Annotated in this window: 15 protein-coding genes, 3 rRNA genes and 1 pseudogene; 15 read left to right on the top strand and 4 right to left on the bottom strand. The window is 34.7% G+C overall.

The annotated features are described in order from the left end of the window. Together BKP37_RS06400 and rrf are read left to right on the top strand one after the other, a co-directional pair. A 23S ribosomal RNA gene (locus BKP37_RS06400) occupies window positions 1–301 on the top strand; the annotation flags it as partial. Window positions 302–513: 212 nt separating this feature from the next. Continuing rightward, window positions 514–629 (top strand): 5S ribosomal RNA (gene rrf, locus BKP37_RS06395). Window positions 630–888: 259 nt separating this feature from the next. On the opposite strand, the gene BKP37_RS06390 is transcribed toward rrf, so the two are convergent. Both BKP37_RS06390 and BKP37_RS06385 read right to left on the bottom strand, forming a co-directional pair. Then, a complete protein-coding gene (locus BKP37_RS06390; protein ID WP_071308812.1) occupies window positions 889–1,830 on the bottom strand; it encodes a DUF1848 domain-containing protein in 942 nt (313 codons plus the stop codon). Between the two features lies 1 nt (window position 1,831). Beyond that, window positions 1,832–2,728, bottom strand: coding sequence for a hypothetical protein (locus BKP37_RS06385; RefSeq protein WP_071308811.1), 897 nt, complete (start codon window positions 2,726–2,728; stop codon window positions 1,832–1,834). A gap of 588 nt (window positions 2,729–3,316) precedes the next feature. On the opposite strand from BKP37_RS06385, the gene BKP37_RS20305 reads away from it, so the two are divergent. After that, entirely contained in the window at window positions 3,317–3,904 is a 588-nt protein-coding gene (locus tag BKP37_RS20305) for a YecA family protein (protein ID WP_071308810.1), read from the top strand. Next, window positions 3,891–6,305, top strand: coding sequence for a UvrD-helicase domain-containing protein (locus BKP37_RS06375; protein ID WP_071308809.1), 2,415 nt, complete (start codon window positions 3,891–3,893; stop codon window positions 6,303–6,305). The genes BKP37_RS20305 and BKP37_RS06375 overlap by 14 nt, the downstream gene beginning before the upstream one ends. A 160-nt stretch (window positions 6,306–6,465) precedes the next feature. Here BKP37_RS06375 and BKP37_RS06370 read toward each other — a convergent pair whose 3' ends face one another. After that, complete coding sequence (locus tag BKP37_RS06370; protein ID WP_084034572.1) at window positions 6,466–7,122, bottom strand: vitamin K epoxide reductase family protein; 657 nt, start codon at window positions 7,120–7,122, stop codon at window positions 6,466–6,468. Between the two features lie 542 nt (window positions 7,123–7,664). On the opposite strand from BKP37_RS06370, the gene BKP37_RS06365 reads away from it, so the two are divergent. From BKP37_RS06365 to BKP37_RS06355, 3 genes are all read left to right on the top strand, one after another. Further along, window positions 7,665–8,117: a YaiI/YqxD family protein gene (locus BKP37_RS06365; RefSeq protein WP_071308808.1), complete on the top strand. Its 453-nt coding sequence runs from the start codon at window positions 7,665–7,667 to the stop codon at window positions 8,115–8,117. Window positions 8,118–8,147: 30 nt separating this feature from the next. Next, window positions 8,148–8,339, top strand: coding sequence for a hypothetical protein (locus BKP37_RS06360; protein ID WP_071308807.1), 192 nt, complete (start codon window positions 8,148–8,150; stop codon window positions 8,337–8,339). A 247-nt stretch (window positions 8,340–8,586) separates the two neighbouring features. Beyond that, window positions 8,587–9,636, top strand: a complete 1,050-nt coding sequence (locus tag BKP37_RS06355; protein ID WP_342707767.1) for a reverse transcriptase domain-containing protein — start codon at window positions 8,587–8,589, stop codon at window positions 9,634–9,636. A 286-nt stretch (window positions 9,637–9,922) separates the two neighbouring features. Here BKP37_RS06355 and BKP37_RS06350 read toward each other — a convergent pair whose 3' ends face one another. Next, entirely contained in the window at window positions 9,923–10,375 is a 453-nt protein-coding gene (locus BKP37_RS06350) for an OsmC family protein (protein WP_071308805.1), read from the bottom strand. A 196-nt stretch (window positions 10,376–10,571) separates the two neighbouring features. Here BKP37_RS06350 and BKP37_RS19110 point away from each other — a divergent pair. From BKP37_RS19110 to BKP37_RS06315, 8 genes and pseudogenes are all read left to right on the top strand, one after another. After that, window positions 10,572–10,730: pseudogene (locus BKP37_RS19110) on the top strand (ATP-binding protein); the annotation flags it as partial. 1,206 nt (window positions 10,731–11,936) lie between these two features. Further along, complete coding sequence (ltrA, locus tag BKP37_RS06345; protein WP_071308813.1) at window positions 11,937–13,706, top strand: group II intron reverse transcriptase/maturase; 1,770 nt, start codon at window positions 11,937–11,939, stop codon at window positions 13,704–13,706. Window positions 13,707–13,871: 165 nt separating this feature from the next. Next, a complete protein-coding gene (locus tag BKP37_RS06340) occupies window positions 13,872–14,111 on the top strand; it encodes a hypothetical protein (protein ID WP_071308804.1) in 240 nt (79 codons plus the stop codon). A gap of 66 nt (window positions 14,112–14,177) precedes the next feature. Then, the gene (locus BKP37_RS06335; RefSeq protein ID WP_071308803.1) at window positions 14,178–14,465 is read left to right on the top strand and encodes a hypothetical protein; all 288 of its coding nucleotides are present in this window, start codon (window positions 14,178–14,180) and stop codon (window positions 14,463–14,465) included. A gap of 132 nt (window positions 14,466–14,597) precedes the next feature. Then, window positions 14,598–15,188 (top strand): hypothetical protein, encoded by a 591-nt coding sequence (locus tag BKP37_RS06330; RefSeq protein WP_071308802.1) that lies wholly within the window; start codon window positions 14,598–14,600, stop codon window positions 15,186–15,188. Window positions 15,189–15,474: 286 nt separating this feature from the next. After that, window positions 15,475–16,218, top strand: a complete 744-nt coding sequence (locus tag BKP37_RS06325) for a hypothetical protein (RefSeq protein ID WP_071308801.1) — start codon at window positions 15,475–15,477, stop codon at window positions 16,216–16,218. Window positions 16,219–16,531: 313 nt separating this feature from the next. Next, window positions 16,532–16,771, top strand: a complete 240-nt coding sequence (locus BKP37_RS06320; RefSeq protein ID WP_071308800.1) for a hypothetical protein — start codon at window positions 16,532–16,534, stop codon at window positions 16,769–16,771. Between the two features lie 456 nt (window positions 16,772–17,227). Next, window positions 17,228–17,557 (top strand): 16S ribosomal RNA (locus BKP37_RS06315); the annotation flags it as partial.

Raw genomic sequence — 17,557 nt, 5'->3', positions numbered from 1 at the left:
ACAGTTCGGTCCCTATCCGTCGCGGGCGTAGGAAATTTGAGAGGAGCTGTCCTTAGTACGAGAGGACCGGGATGGACATACCGCTGGTGTACCAGTTGTTCCGCCAGGAGCATAGCTGGGTAGCTACGTATGGAAGGGATAAGTGCTGAAAGCATCTAAGCATGAAGCCCCCCTCAAGATGAGATTTCCCTTGGAGTTAATCCAGTAAGACCCCTTAGAGATGATGAGGTTGATAGGTCTCGGGTGGAANCACGGTGACGTGTGGAGCTGAGAGATACTAATCGGTCGAGGACTTATCCTAAAAATAAGAATTGAATTCACACTCAAGAAACTTATATGTATGTTATCTAGTTTTGAAAGAATGATTTCTTTCAAAAAAAATATAAACTGACAAGAATTTAGATAATCTGCTCCTGCGTCTACTAGTGAATGCTTCGAAGTAAGCTTCCTCGTCGCAAATCAGCATGTAGCAAATTCTAAGAAGCATCTCATGATGTAATTGAAGTCAGTAGATTTAGTGGCGATAGCGAAGAGGTCACACTCGTTCCCATGCCGAACACGATCGTTAAGCTCTTTTGCGCCGATGGTAGTTAGGGGCTTCCCCTTGTGAGAGTAGGACGGTGCTAGGTAAAATAAAGAACACATTCCAATGGAGTGTGTTTTTTTGCGTTTGCGGAATTTGAATATTTGCGTTAAGTAGTGGTGCTGCATGTGCGTCTACGATTGGTGCCTGGTGTCACCGACCGATGCACCTTTAATTCTTTTGTTGTGAAACTGTCCCGTGAAACAAGATTCTTCGGGGAGTGACAGGCACGAATCAAATAAGGACCGTCCCCATGTTTTTGCGAGTAGGTTGTGTTCCATTTATTTATACTGAAAACGCGCCAATTAAAATAGTTTTAGCTGCTCACTGAATTTTTCTCCATTATTTAACTCACCGATTAAAAGCGGGCTTTTCCAGTTATGATTCTTTGTTGTGTTATACACGGATTTTTCACTTTGGACTGCATAGCAATAGGTGCAATTAAACTTACAAGTATTATAGGTTCCCATTTCCTCAGAACTAACACATAAACACTCTGAGCGTTGATTTGTATCTTTTTTTAAGCCCAAATTAAGGCCAAAGATTTCTTCCAGTAAACCTTTATCAATGCAAGCACCATGTTTAATTCCTACACTGTCTAAGTCAATTTTTTCTGCGCAAGTAAAAATCTCTAAATTTGATGAGGAAGCAATGTCTTTTAAGGTGGTACAAAGGGATAATAACTTCTCCTGGTTATGTTCTGCAGTCAGGTCGTAAAATTCAATTCCATGTTCTTTCTCAAGTTTTCCAAATTTATTTTTTGTTTTCCCGTACATATCTACAAAACTAATAACAACTCTTTCTGTATATCCTTCAAGCTTACTAGCTAATTGCTGAAACGAATTCACAATGGATGATAGGGGAGTTACGGAGCTGTAGATAATCGGATCATACCTCCAAATCACTCGTTTAGGACCTATACGTTTACTAAGCTCTTGAAAAACTTTAACGCGAGAGTCTAAACTTGGTAACGTTGGCTCAAATGCTCCTGGAAAATCATTAAGGGTAAACTGAAAATAAAAGTTATAACCTATATTCTCTAACGTATGTATCTCTTTCATTAAGGGTTTCGGGTTCTTTGTCCAGAAGACAATCGCATCCACATCTTTAGGTAGTAAACTAACCACTTTTTTTTGCTTTGAATTATATGGATTTACTTTAACGTAATACCCTTTTCTTATCCGTTCCATAAACCATTTACTGTAAAACGCTGGTATATCTGTTCTTCTACTCGCGCTAATAATCAATTTAAACACCTTCTTTTTCTTCTAATCGTTTGATCTGATATTTAATAAGGCGAGTTCTTAAGATAGGGCTTTTATTTAAATAATTTTCACATTCAGCCACACACAAATGACTCGTTGGGTCATATGATTTGCATTGTTCTTGAAGGTTGATTAAAAACCTTCTAATATGCTCAGGATAGGTAAAATAGTCATTTAAGTCACGGATAGAATGGTCTTTAAAATAATAATAATCTGTCTGAGGATCTAGATCGGATAGGCCTTGGCTAGTACCAAACAGGTTTACAATATTTTTAAACCGATCCTTATCAATAGTCAACTGACTGTCCCTAATGGAAGAAATTAAAACTATTTTCCTTTCAGAAAAGTTCACCTTCTCTAATAACGACATTAAATCTTGGAATGCAGTCTCTGGGAATTCACCAATTGATTTTGGAAAAATAATAATATTAAATTCCTCAAGTATTGTTGGCGTTATTTGGTTAATATCCCCTGCAATAAATGTACAGTCATGATTACCTAGAGAATCCTTGTACATCCAATCCACTTTATCAACTCCAGTGTAATATGCATACTCTTGAACATTTAACCCTACTTCTTTCATTGCCAATTCTAGGCCATAATAATCCAACAATGAACCGACTCCAATAGACAATACTTTGTATGGTGTATCAACATGATTAAATTCAATGACTTTCTTAAAAATCCGGTAATATTCAAAAACATAGGCAGGGAAGTATCGCAATAAATATAGTTGTTGGATTGAAGAGTGGAAATAGTTAGGAAGATGCCCATAATTAAACCTTAAATCATGTAATGAGCACAACTCGTCTAACTGATCAATTTCACTTTTAAAATCATTGTAAATGGCGTCCAACTGTTTGTGAATGTAATTTTCCATCGCTTGCCCCCAGATGGTTACTTGGAAAGACGTTTTCCTTTTACCAATCTATTAGGACGATGCAGTAATTATTCGTTATTAAGTATTTGATTTTCAAATCGGTGATCCAATGGCAACATATAGGTCCTGGAACTATTTATTAAGATTTTTATTAGACGATATAATAGACAGCATTTCGGGGCACAAAGTCCAAGAAAGTCGAGTTTCCCATTTATATAAAATCACCTGCAGATAGAGAATTTGTCCCTCTAGCCGTTAAAAATTTTTTAGACTCTAGTAATCTTTCAAAGATTATATGAGATAAATTAATATAAATGATAAAATGACTATAGAAGGTAATTTTTTCTAGTACACCTACATATGGTTAATGTGGGATGTTATTTCGATTAAATAGGAAATACATAAATAAAAACCCTGTATCACAAGTATGTGGATATAAGGATATGTTTCTTGAATTCAAGTAAGGTGAATTTTTACATGCTTGAAAACTTACTATATAAATAATTAATGGGTTCTCTTTAATGGAAATTATATGCAAATCTTTAATTTGTAACCTAACAAAAATATAACTAGTCGAGGTGAAATGATATGTCTAGAAATCAGCCATGTCCATGTGGATCAGGGAAGAAGTTTAAAAAATGTTGTTTAAATAAAGTGTCAAATTCTAAGCAACTCACTTCACAATTTAAAGCAGGAGAAACTGTTTTAGTTCGTCCATTAGAACCTTTACAACAATCAAATGATTATGTGACATTATTAGATCGAGGGATCTTCTATAAAAGGAAAGGGCTCTATGATCAAGCTAAGGAACAATGTATTAAAGCGATTAGGGTCAATCCAAAACATTTTCAGGCATATTATAATCTAGGGAAAGTACTATATATTCTTGGTGAATATAAGCAAGCAGTTAAGTCATATAAAACAGCATTGGAACTTGGGTATGGTGGAATTGGTGATGTGATGCGTCATTTAGGACATGCTTTACTAGATGAGCAAGCACCTGAAACAGAAAAATATATCATCATGAATTATCTTCAATCCATTGATCCAGTTAAGAAATTGGCATATAAAAAACCAACAAAAAAAGAAATAGATGATTATGATGCAATGTGTGCCGCAGCTGCAAGACAATATGTCGAATCAGTATTAGCGGAGGAAAAAGATGAGGATCTCTAAGGATTTCTTTAAGCATGTTCCAATAGAAAAGCAAGCGATTGTTCTGGAAAAATTAGAGACATTCACTAATATGATTACAAAAGCCAATGTTTTTCATGAAATTCCTAAAGGTTTTTGGATTCGAAAAATAGCAGGCACGAATATTTATAAATTTCGGGTTAACTCAGGGGATCGTATTTTATTTACGTTTCATGAGGATGGATCTATCAGATATTTAAGTTTCGAAACACATGATAAGCAAATCAAAGCCGCTAAGCGTATGAACAAGGATAAATTTGTTGAATTTGTTATTGACGAAACAGCATATGAGGAAGAGGCGATTGATGAGAATATTAATCGTTATGCATTGCAAGAACTGGTTGGTAAATTGGGCATTATTGCACAACAGGATGTCATGGACGATGAGTATGTTACTTTGCTACTAGAGGATGATGAACTTTTTGCTTCAGAGCAAATTTTGACACGTGAGCAATATGAAGCATTAAACAATCCGTCTAAAATGACAGTTATATTAGGCTGTGCAGGTAGTGGTAAAACCAATATCGGTATACGTCGATTATTATTACATCAGGAACTAGCTATCCCAACGTTTTACGTGAGTCATTCTCAATATTTAATGAATGAAATTAAAACACAATTTTTAAAAAGAACTACTAACAACCAGTTGATTCGATTTTTTTCACTAAACCAATTTTATGAACAACTGTTAAAAAAATCGTTCACCACAATCACAAAAGAGGATTTTGTACTTTGGTGTAAAACAAACAATTTACAGAGTAAGTTGACACCGGATGAGCTATTCTTAGAAATTAATACTGTTATTAAAGGTCAGACACTGCAAAAAATGATGACGCAAGAGCAGTATAATCAATTTCCTTCGGGTTTTTCTATTCAAGATAAACGGAATATTTATTTTGTTGCTAGCCTTTACCAGAAATGGCTTGATAAAAATCAATATGTTGATCTAAATGATTTGGCATTTATGATCTTGCAGGAAGTGGGACAAGAAATTGAGAGCGTAGTTTTTGATGAAATACAAGAGCTGACACTTAAACAATTTGAAAGTTTGTTGCATGTTTCAAGATCTGCTACACATCATTTATTATTAGGAGATCCATACCAAGCTATAGATAATTATGCCTTTCAACCCGAGCAATTTTTTGAAACATTATCAAGGAAAGATATTCCATATCAAAAATATATACTGAATAAAAACTTCCGTTCCGGTTATCAAGTAGTACAATTACTAAATTATATTAAAGAGCAAGAGTTAACTTATTACCCAACGGCAAATCGCATGGATGAGATAGCGATACGATCTACTTCCAAGCCAAAATTAATTGTACAGAAGGAATTCACACAAATATTGCTACAAAAACTTGATCATGATGCTAACAGTATAATCATTGTTGCTACTCAAGAAGCGAAAAAACACTTTCAAATGAAAGGTTTTCAACGTGTACTTGTTGTATCAGAGGTACAGGGACTACAATATAAAAATGTATACTGCCAGGATATTTTGCAGTATACATCTAAAATGGATTTCTCTCAATACCAACTATATAAAACTTATTTCCACCTAATGTATGTCGCTGCTTCTCGCACGTCTAATGACATATATTTCTTAGAGGGAGAGCATCCAAATAGTTTTGCGATTGATCATTTTGAGCAATTTGATTATCAAGAATTAGTAGAAATGGAATATGGCATTACGTCTGACAGGGAATGGCTACAAGAAGCTAGAAAACTAGAGCTGTTAGGAAAATTTGAACAAGCTTTGGATGCGTATAAAAAGGCACAGGATTCAGATGGACAGAACCGTTGTCATGCACTATTATTACGCTCAAGAAATTATCAACATCTAGAAAGTTATTTGTCCGTTATTAATTTTGATTTTAATGTAAAAAGTCCAAAAGAAATTGAATATGCTCTTAAACTATTACAAGATCAGAATATTGAAATGATTGGCCGAACAACTTATTTTATTTCTGAAATTAATACTGGTATTATTAGATTTAATCCATTATTCATTGAACCTGGTATAGATATTGAGCAAATCAGTAAGGAACTATACAGGCGTATAAATTATAGTTATGCAGCAAAATACACCTTACATTTAGCAGGTGTATTTTATCAAGAGAATGAGCCCGTCCTTATATCAGAAAAGTTTGTTCAGAAGCAACTAAATGATATCAACTTCTATGAAAAAAATGGTCATATCCATTATAAGCTTACTACTCTGATTGAGCCCCGCAATAAGCTGAAGCAGTATTTGGAATTTGAAAAACAAAAGCAACCCAGAGTTAATGAAGCCTTAGAAGGCTTTGAGGTAGATGTTGTGATTGAAAATGCAAAGAAAAAAGAAACAGCAGAAGATTTTTTAGATGATATTTTCGGATAGACAATTCAGCGGGAAGCGAAGGGACGGTTCCGATGCTTCCTTAATAGCCAGTAAGAATAAAGTTAAAGAGCAGCCAAACCTTAGTTTGGCTGCTTTGTTTTTTAAGATTCTTCGGGGAGTGACAGGCACGTTTAGAAGAAAAGTTTAGATCTTTACTTTACTATAAACCAGGTGTAGGGATCATCGTCACTATCCAAAAGCTGAGTACAACAAGTGATGATACGATAAACATCAGGAACATCCACCTTAGACCTCTTCTATCAAATGCAGTATGAGCATTACGCAGAAGTTCACGAAGCGGTGGTAACTTACTCAAGCGTAACATAATTAGTTCAAGCGTAAAGAGAATTGTCGAAGCTACAGCCGACACCATACAAAATGGGCAAATGGCTTCAATGACAAACAATTGTAGATAAACAAAGAAAGATGAAGCGATCACACCAGTTGCTGAAATTGGTGTTAAAACTTTGAGCACTAAAGGGTGACGTGAGTGATACCACATTCCTGCGAGTAATAGTACTGTGAGATAATAGAAAGCTCCTAATAAAGCCAATGGGATTCCCATCACATACGCCCAATCGCTAGTCATAACTGCCCATGGTGTTCCTGTTACATCGAAGCCTGCAGGGAAAGGTAGTATCCAGAAATGAACACCACTTAAGAAAATACTAACAGCCCATCCAAGCGCAGCCACAGCAGTAAAAATTGCAAATAGTTTAGGGACAACAGTTCCATAATTATATGTTGTTTCATCAATTGTTTCTTGATTTACTTCTCTATTAATAGTTACAGTTCTTTCATGTAACATCTCTTTCATCGTATCCCCTCCATGTAATCTGTTTTTGTTTTTATACCCCACGAGGTATATTTGTATAATAATATACCTCGTGGGGTATGTCGAGGAGTTTTATACATAAATTATTCGTTCGTTCATGATTCAAGGTGAAATTATAAAATAAGGAGTTTATCTATATAGTGAAATTAGCTAGTTAGATACCTCAAAGCGTAGTGAAGAAAAACGCGGAAAGCCGCTGAAGGAGAACTTCAGGTACGTTTGATATGCAAGATTACAAAAACAACCAATTCCAACTCCAACTCCAACTCCAACGTAATAGTTCTAAGGTATCCTAGAAAATTTATTGATTTTTATTAAAAGCAGATGATTTAGCAACCTATTTTGTGGGCATTTAAATTCAACGACCATTTGCCAACACAATTCTATAAAGTATAATATGAGGATAGAAGAATACAGTAAAAGGAAGAACTCTTGTTTATTTTTAACAAAAGTCACCAGTCCCTTTTATAGTTGAAAAAGATTAAGTTAAATAGTAAGTCGAACTTCTTAACAGGAGGAGAAAGATGAAAATTTATGTGGATGCAGATGCTTGTCCGGTGAAAGATATTATTATTTCTGAAGCAAGGAATTTTGAAATTCCGGTTATCCTTGTTACAAGCTTTTCTCATTTTTCTAATGCAGAACAGCCATCAGGAGTGGATACCATTTATGTTGATTCTGGGGCAGATGCTGCAGATTATCGGATTGTGAAGTTAGTGGAAAAAGGAGATATTATCGTGACCCAAGATTATGGTCTTGCGTCGCTTGGTTTAGCAAAAGGAATTATCGTCCTCCACCAAAAAGGATTTAGATATACAAATTATAATATTGACCAATTATTACAAACACGTTATTTAAGTGCAATGGCTAGAAAAAGCGGACAGCGAACAAAGGGACCAAAGCCTTTTACAGCAGAAGACCGGGAGCAATTTAGGGATCTTTTTAAACAGGCTATTTCTCTTGAAAAATTAGGCTAAACTCAGAGATTCAGAAAGGAGATAAATATTTTGAAGTATATAAAATCGCAAATGCAACAACTAATTAAGGAAAATAAAGAACTGCATACACGCTTTAAAGAACTGAAGGCTGAGCATGATCTTGAAAAAAACAATGCCCTCAAGGCCTTGTACCATTCAGAAGTTGCGGATGGAGGAAAGTATCAGGTAGCTTACCAAGCACTTGATCAGCCCAAAAAGTAGACTCCTATATCTTATTTATACTTACTAAAAATTCCGTTATAAATGTTGGATGGTTATAAGTGGATTAAGTTAGTGACCAAAATATGAAGTAGGTTGTCTTGTTTCTCGTATTTCTTATTCAACATAGGCTACCGTTAGTGATACAACAGTTACGACGGCTTCTTGTGCTACGCTATGCCGATAGTTTACCAAGCATGATATTACATTTTCTTTAATTAATTTGATTATCTAACTTTTTTACAACCCAATTACCATTCTTGTTACGTATGCCCATAATCATAGCAAGTGTAATGCATTAAGAGACACTTCTAAAATGAAAGAAGGGTATATAGTAAGATATGCAGATGATTTTAAAATCTTTGCAAGAGATCCACACTCAGCTAAGAAATGGTATCATGCCGTGCGTCAATATCTAAAAGACAGGCTTAAACTAGATATCTCTCATGAGAAATCTAAAATAATTAACACAAGAAAAGGAAAGTCTAAATTTCTTGGATATACCCTATACGCAATCAAGAAAAGTGACAAATGGGTATGTAACTCCAATATTCGAAAAAAGAAAAAACTAGAAATTAAAACAAAAGCAAAAGAGCTAATCAAAAAGATTCAAAAATCACCGACTGCTCAGAATGTTCTTTTATACAATTCCTTTATCTTAGGTATACACAACTATTTCAAATATGTAACTAATGTTAATCTTGATATGCAAAGAATAGCCTACGACTTATCAATGACCTTATTTAATCGTTTTAAAAATATAGGAGTTAGAGAAAGACCTATAAATGCACCTCCATCATATGAAAAATTCTATAAAAGTAACTACACAACCTATAAAATTTGTGGGATTTACTTATATCCCTTGGCTGATATACGAACAAAGGTAGCAAAAAGTTTTAGCAATAAACGTTCGTTTTATAGCAAAGATGGGCGAGCACCAATACACAAATATTTAGCGCCTGAAGTATCTTATGAAATTCATAAACTACTTATTTCAAACATACCAAACGGTACAATGGAGTACTTAGATTACAGAATTTCAAGGTACTCAATGAAAATGGGGAAATGTGAAATTACTAATGAATTTATTTATGCACATGAAGTTCATTGTCACCATTTCAAGCCAAAAAAGCTTGGTGGAACTGATGAATTCAAAAACCTAAGAATCATCAAAAACGATGTGCATAAACTCATACACGCTACAAATAAAGAAACGATTATAAAGTATCTAAAACAATTAAAATTAGATTCTGACCAGATGAAAAAGGTAAACCAATACCGAAAATCTGTAATCTATTAGAAATAAGTTAGGAAACAAGATGGAGCGCCGTGTACTATGAAAGTGGCACGCACGGTGTAGGACGGGGGAAAAGGTGGAGATAATCTCAAAGCCTTACCTATTGTCATAACTGGTAATAGAATAACACTATAAAAAGGCGATTGCTTTCAAAGTGACGTCTTTGACTCTTACTGTGCAACAAGATAATAAAGATAGTGCCCTTGAAAGGACACTACTCAATGAAGTATTAACCTAGTGGAGACCCTTCACTAAAGTGAAAGGAATTATTATTATTAGATGAATAACATTATCTTTTAATCCAATTTGATTCAACTTTTACGCCTGCATCTAATAGTAAGTTCATAACAGGACATCTTTTTTCTACGGCTTCTTTTAATTTAGCAGTTCTTTCATCAGTTTCATCTGTTTTTATAATTACTTCAAAGCTTACAGTTTGAAAATGTGGAGAAACTCCTTCAACACCCATTAGCCCTTGTAAATCGAGAGTGCCAGTATTTTTAAATTCAACTTGGCGGTAAGAAAACTTTTGTTCTTTTGCAATGAAAGCAATCATAACCGACGTACAGCTAGATAATGCACCCAACACTAATTCTACTGGATTAGGTCCTTCATCAGTACCACCTAGATTTTTGGGTTCGTCTACAATAAAAGGTTGAAAATCCCTTATTGAAATTGAAGTCTTTAACCCTTGCTCCCACTTTCCATTTGTTTCAACTTCTAATAGCTGCTTTGTGCTCATATTCCTTCTCCTTTATCCGAGTATTTTTATGTGTTTTATAAACTATACAATCCTTTAGTGTGATTGGTCAATATTTTTTGAAAATAAATAATGTTTATTTTTTTTAGGTGAAGGCAGTTCTTGTTAACTCCTTTACCTGGGCAGAGTGCATGCTTGATAATGGAGGAATAAGTAAAGTGAAAGTAGGAAAAATGATGAATTATTCGGGACACCTTTTTATACCACGAAAGAAAAAGGAACAGGTCTAGGGATAATGACATCCAAGAAAATTATTCAAGAACACAACGGATCCATTCATTTTGAAAGCAAACCTGATTGTGGAACGAAAGTAGAAATATGGTTGCCAGTCATATGAGTAGTGAGATGTTGCATGCTAAAGTAGTGCCGAATTATAACAATTATTTGACATTAATAACCAGTATATATAACTATTGTGGAAATAGTTTCCGTTAGCTAGATTTTGGTTTCTTATGTTGAAGAGATTAACTATTAAAAAACCTTTTACTGCACAACGATACTGTTAATTAATTAACCAACCAAGAGAGACGATTGCTTTCAAAGTGATCGTCTCTCTTGGTTGACTGTGCAGCAAACTATTAGGATTAAACTATGTTTATTTAAATTCGAAAAATTATTCGCTTTGAAAAATATATTTCCATTTTTTATGAAGATTAAGAACAACAATTCGATAATATTTGTTATAGTTTTTTTATGAATATCTATGGTATTGTGAAACGTTTCACTTAAACTAAACCAGCAGTTTAGTGGTGCGAAACGTTTCTACCCCAAATTGAGAATGGTCACATTACTCTGGTAAAAGGTAGACAATTTCGTCGAAATTGAAGGATTATATTGAAGAGTCAAATGATTGAGTAACGCCTTGAAGGGCTCTCTCTTAGTCGGGTAGCACTAAAATTAGTAAGAATGATAGTGTTATAAGCTCGGTAAGAAGGCGTAAGAATTTACCGTAACAGTTCGGCTGCCGAAAGCCTACCCGCGGGGGTGGTGTAAATCATGATGCTTGAGTTGAATAAATATGGTGAGAATGCATAAGAGCTTACAAGAAAAGGCTTTGCTGACGAACTTCTGAATGTACGGGTCTATACCTGCAATACATAGAAATGTGTATATCACCAAATTGTGAGGTTAGTAGTGGATGAGTAAAACTCGCTAATATGAAAGTCCATGATATGTTATAGGCATATAAACGACTAACAGGCTTACAGGAAGCACCTAAGTTTATTCTATAATAAATATAATTCAACGTTGTAAGCTGATGACGTGGAAAGCTTACTCTTAATGAAACGTTAGCTCGGAAAGCAGTAATGACATTAGTTACTGTATAACTTGCTTTAACATCAGTGAAAGTGGTGGCACAGTACCGATGAAGCGTCTAATCCACGCAAAGGGATAGCCACTAGACTAATAAAGAAACATTCAACCATGTAAGACAGTTCTTTACGATTAATAAGGTTCTTGTCAGACTAAAAGAGGTTCAACTCCCAAGGGAGTCACCGACTTGTTAAAACGAAAGAAACTGCGACACAATGAGTATTATGATATGCAACAATGGTTTGACAATCTATATGCCCAAAGTGTCGATGGTCAAAATTTCTATAACTTAATGAAGCTTATTAGTTCAAATGAGAATATACGTCTTGCTTATCGAAATATTAAACGAAATACTGGGAGTAAAACAGCTGGCTCAAATCGATTAACCATCAATGATGTAAAGCATCTCTCTGTTGAGGATGTAATTGTAAAAGTTCAAACTATGCTAGGTTCGTACAAACCTCAAAAGGTCAGACGTGTGTTTATACCGAAAGCAAATGGTAAAGTAAGACCACTTGGAATTCCAACGATTTGGGATAGAATTCTCCAACAATGTATCTTACAAGTAATAGAACCCATTTGCGAAGCTAAATTCCATAAGCACAGCTACGGATTTAGACCAAATCGGAGCACACACCATGCCAAAGCTAGGTTTGAATTTTTAATTAATCAAACGGGGCTTCACCATTGTATAGATGTTGATATTAAAGGATTTTTTGACAATGTGAACCATAGTAAGCTACTAAAACAAATTTGGACGATTGGGATAAGAGATAAACAGTTAATCTCAATTATTTCAAAACTATTAAAGGCTGAAATTGAAGGTGAAGGCATTCCATCTAAAGGAACACCCCAAGGGGGTATCTTATCTCCGCTCTTATCTAATATAGTTCTTAATGAATTGGATTGGTGGATTAGTGACCAATGGGAAACGTTTCAAACTAAGTATACCTATAAGTACCCTGGAAAATACGCACCATTGAAGAAGTCTAAACTGAAAGAATGCTTCATTGTAAGGTATGCAGATGATTTTAAAGTCCTATGTCGCACTCGGACACAAGCGATTAAAATGAATTGCGCTATCAAGGACTTCTTAAAAACAAGATTACACCTTGAAACGAGTGAAGAAAAGTCCAAAGTTATCAATCTTAAAAAGAACTCGTCAGAGTTCCTAGGCTTTTCGATTAAAGCTGTTAGAAAAGGTAAAACTAGGATGGGTTACGTGGCTCAATCAAACATGACTAAGAAAGCCAAATCAAAAGCATTTATAAAAATCAAAGAAGCTATCAAAGCAATACAAAAGAAACCCAGCATAGAAACTGTCTGGCACTATAACACTGTCGTTATGGGCATTCAAAACTACTATGCAACAGCTACACAAGTTACAAATAATTTAAGCGAGTTGACCTCCCAACTTGGTAAGACTTTATATAATCGTCTAAAAGACCTCAGAACAGAAGCGAAATTTTCTGATATGACTAGTACACTACAAAAACGCTACAAGGGATATGACCCTAAGCTACACAAAATTAGAGAAATGGTTTTTGTTCCCATTTATGCCCAACGGCATAGGACATCTTTATGTTTTTCTCAAAGTATTTGTAATTACACTGCCGAGGGCAGAGCGAAAATTCATAAAAACTTAAAAGCGATTAACAAAACCGTACTAAGTTCTGTCATGAAAAATTTCATCCCAAGCCGAACGATTGAGTACAACGACAACCGCATTAGTAGGTTCATTGCCCAATATGGAAAGTGTGCTATCTCAGGAGTTGAATTAGGGATAAATGATTGGCACTGTCATCATAAAAACCCTTATTATGTTTCAAAAGATGACAGTTACTCAAACTTGATAGTGCTACATGAAGCTGTTCATCGACTCATACATCTTAAAGATAGCTACAAAATTCAACACTTACTATCTTCTTTACAACTGAACAAAAAGCAAAAAGAAAAGGTAAATGAACTTAGAAAACTGTGCAAAAGTGACGCAATCTAACTAGGGATTAATCTTCGTTTCAGTATATACATAGAATTGAATAGTTTGGATTAGTTGGAACGCCGTATGAGGTGAAAGCTTCACGTACGGTGTGAACGGGGGAAAAGGAAGCGATAACTTCAAATCCTTACCTATCCGTATGAGTTTTAAGGAGGATGAAATAATATGAATGAGGAAGTGTTAAAGGTTGTAATTATATTACTTGTTTTTTCTATACTTCTGAATATGTACCAGTTCATTCAAATCAAACGATATGAATTGAACGAACGGTCATATAAGGTATCTTGGCAAGAAGTAATGAATTTAAAAAATCCTATCAGCCTATTATTGTGGTGGTTGTTATGTTCTGGTTTGGTAGGTGCACTTATTTTTGGGTTTGTTGTTTTATTTTTAGACTTCCCTTAATTATTATTCTATCTTGAACTAACGAAGAGCTTAAGTACAGTATAAAATGAAACGGAGTTGATAGTTATGAAACTAAGATTTCCATTGCTTTTTGTCACTTTTATTTTGGCTACCAATATTCACGCTCTTATTGATAAAACAGTTATATATTCACAATACCCTTATCATGAGTATGCAAATTTAGTTAGCAATATTTCTTTTTTCAGCCTTGCTATTATAATTTTTGTAGTTTTTGAATTAACTAAATTAAACAAAAAGAAGATTAAAACTCACTTTGGTTTTGCATTAATATTTGCTTCAGTAGGTAGTGCTGTTTTACTTAAAGTGTTGAGAGATAATTATTTCTTTTTCTAAAACTGATATTAAGCTAACGAACGCTTTACCTCTAATATTATAAAGTAAGTCATATGATAAGTAACAAATCACAGCTAATAGAAGGACTGAATGTAAGGTCATTGTGCAAAAAAATGGAGAGGTGTTTCATGTATGTTTTCTAATGAACAATTACAAGCCTTAACTGAAGGAAGAATTGTTGGGAATACGTATCCCTATGATACAAATAATGAGCAAGAAATTGAAGCACATATCAGACAGTTACTTTATAGAATTAACCGTATTCCTAATCTCGTATGTGAATCAGAGTGGAATCATTTTGGCAGTGGATACGCTTCCTTTGTTGAATTTTTTTGTTATCGACAAGAAGATGTTACAGTCGTCGAAGAGAAGTACGGATTCCAAGAGATTAAGACAAATGGAATTATTATTGATATTTGTCGCTTAGCACCTGTAGCAATCATGGGCGAAGATGACAGATATAAAAAAATTCGTATTGAAACAAATGAAGTAGTGGGTGGGGCATATGGTACTTTACTTGATGGTGCAAATCGATTAGTTTTTAATGAGAAATTTCAAAGAATTGCAGAACAATTGAAACAATCGTTAAAAGAGTTTGATTATGGACTATTAGAAGCTGAAAAATTAAATCAATCTCTGTCATTTAAAACGAAAATCCCGACAATCTATCGAAAACCTAATCAGTATATAGTGATGGACGCAATTTTTTATTGGGAGGATTAGGGTTTTAATTATTATCGAAGGTATTTCTGATCCTATTCAACACCCAACTTTAATTGCATATGAGGATCAAGAAGCATCGTTCGTAAAGAAAATGAGTTCAACGAAATCTGCTATATTTGGTGCGAAATTAAATAACGAACCTGATGTCCGTTACCCCTTTTAAAATAGTCCTTTGTTCACTAACGGCTTTCTTACTGCGCAGCACTAAATTTCAACTTTTGGTTACTTTGTGAAAAATGTACTTAAGTTAACGCTATAGTTTAAAAATAAAAATTGTACGAATACGTTGAATATTTATACCTATTCATACTTTAATCTTTATCAATATCATTCAGGTAATTGGACTAATGATTCTAATACGCAGAATACTTATGTACTAGATAAACAAATGGGGGATGTAAATGGCGACAATATTCCGGATATCGTTTATCTAATAGGTGAAAAGAAAGAGAAACCATTTTATGAAAATATAAAAGTAATAGTACAGGACGGCAGGACAATGCAATGGTATGCCATCAATTTGTATCCTAATTATAGTATGGCCTATACCCCATGGCTGGTTCTCGCCAACTTTACAAACTCAAATACAAGGGAGATTATCGTAAATCTCCCTGTTGGGGGAAGTGGGGGACTAACATATTACTATGTCCTATCGTTTATCAATAATAATACAGATTATATACTTGGTCCTGAGCAGTTTATGAATCTTTCGAAAACCATGGGATTTGAAGTTATATATATGGATAATTATAGAGTACTTGTTAAAAGTGAAAAACTTGATCAATCCTATACACTGGATATCAGCACCAGAAAAGAAGTTTATGAAGGAACAGGTTATAACAAGGACGGCAAGCTCATCCAACCACGAGAAGGGTTTGTCATTGATTTCCCCCATCTATATCCAATCAAAATAGACGGAACTGTGCCATATAAGTTGGTAGCGTTTCATAGTATAGCAGGAACATCGCACGCTGACCGACTTGGATCTATCGTTTTATACTGGAAATATACGAGGGATAATAAATCTTAGGTTTTAGATCCTGAGATGTTTTTTGTTATGCTTGAGTAAATGAGCAATAATTGACTTGAATGAACATCTTTTAAAATAATGATAAGAGTTGGGGTTTTAGCTTGAGTCACGCATACCTATTTACAAAAAGAAAAGATACGATGGGGAGAATAAAAAACGACCAACAACTAAAATAAATGCCTAGGAATCGTTTTTCCAAGGCATTTATTTTATGTGAGTTATGCTTGTAAAGTTTGCATTTTCTTAGGCTTTACAAGCACCTAATGATCATAAGTTACATATCGTATCCTATGTTAAAAAAGGGGGAATTTAAATGCCTTGGCAACATAAAATTGGGTACTTGTTAGGTCAGCCAGTAGGAATTTCGTTTATGGATGGTACAGGAACTTCAGGGGTCTTATGTGATGCAGATGGGGGCAGCTTATACGTTATGGAGTATTTATATCATACCCAATTTGCGATTAAGCATTATAACTACAACATGATCCAAGATATCAATCCTTTTCCAAGTTGTAATAATCACCACCAGAATTACCACCCCGTAGTATATTAAACTTTTTACTTACGTATCCTACTTCGCATGAAAAACCTAATGCTAGACACGTTTTTGTCAGTTATTAGGTTTTATTTATATATTAAGCTATGGTTTATTTTACTTGCTATTTTAATAGTTGTATGATAATCTTATAAAGTTGTCAATACAGACGACATTTGCGCAGAACTTCACTGATAAACTTTTAAAAAAAGTTATTGTGTTGAATAAGTTGTTGTGATAAGATATTCCTTGTCGCTAAAAAGCGAAGTTGAATGACTTGTTGTTTTGATAATAAAACTTTTCGAAAAAACGACTTGCGCAGAACTGGATGTTATGTTATGATAGTTCTTGTTGCTGAAAATCAACGGCGCAAACGAAAGATGGTTCTTTGAAAACTGAACACACAGCCAAGCGAATTAATTAAAGAGATACCATTATCTCGTCAATGTTTTATTTTGAGCTTTATCAAACACTTTTATGGAGAGTTTGATCCTGGCTCAGGACGAACGCTGGCGGCGTGCCTAATACATGCAAGTCGAGCGAACTCAATTAAAGCTTGCTTTATGAGAGTTAGCGGCGGACGGGTGAGTAACACGTGGGCAACCTGCCCTGTAGACTGGGATAACTTCGGGAAACCGAAGCTAATACCGGATAATCTTTGGAGCCTCATGGTTCTAAAGTGAAAGTTGGGTTTACCTAACACTACAGGATGGGCCCGCGTCGCATTAGCTAGTTGGTAAGGTAACGGCTTACCAAGGCGACGATGCGTAGCCGACCTGAGAGGGTGATCGGCCACACTGGGAC

The sequence above is a fragment of the Anaerobacillus alkalilacustris genome, assembly GCF_001866005.1.
GTDB lineage: Bacteria > Bacillota > Bacilli > Bacillales > Anaerobacillaceae > Anaerobacillus > Anaerobacillus alkalilacustris.
Note: the sequence above shows the minus strand (reverse complement) of the source record. Positions and strands in the feature narration are given on the sequence as shown.